1 protein-coding gene is annotated in these 509 nt (G+C 71.9%); it reads right to left on the reverse strand.

Annotated elements, in window-relative coordinates; genetic code table 11:
* The coding region (locus ACMGE0_RS33685) for an AMP-binding protein (RefSeq protein WP_436820196.1) at window positions 1–509 on the reverse strand (509 nt) is incomplete at both ends.

Here is a 509-nt window from a genome sequence, read left to right on the forward strand (position 1 = left end):
ACGACGGCGGCCTCGCGCACCCCGGCATGACCAAGCAGGGCCGCCTGGATCTCGCCGAGCTCGATGCGGTGGCCGCGGATCTTCACCTGGAAGTCGTTGCGGCCGATATACTCAAGATCGCCGTCGGCAAGCCGGCGGGCAAGGTCGCCGGAGCGGTAGAGCCGTCCGCCGGCGAGCCAGGGATCGGGGATGAAGCGCTCGGCCGTCAGCGCCGGCCGGCCGAGATAGCCGCGCGCCAGGCCCGCGCCGCCGACGAAGAGCTCGCCGACGGCGCCCACCGGGACCGGGTTGAGATCGGCGTCGAGCAGATGCAGGGTGAGATCGGGCATCGGCACGCCGATCAGCGAGCGGGCCTGGCCTCCGGTCTGGCCCCCGAGCTGGGAGCGCGTCTCCTCCAGCCCGATCGGCCGGTAGGTGACATGCACCGTCGTCTCGGTGATGCCGTACATATTGATCAGCTGCGGTGCGGCCTCTCCCCGCGCCGCAAGCCAGCCCCGCAACGCCGCAGG

The organism is Neorhizobium descurainiae (genome assembly GCF_051400715.1).
Taxonomy (GTDB): Bacteria; Pseudomonadota; Alphaproteobacteria; order Rhizobiales; family Rhizobiaceae; genus Neorhizobium.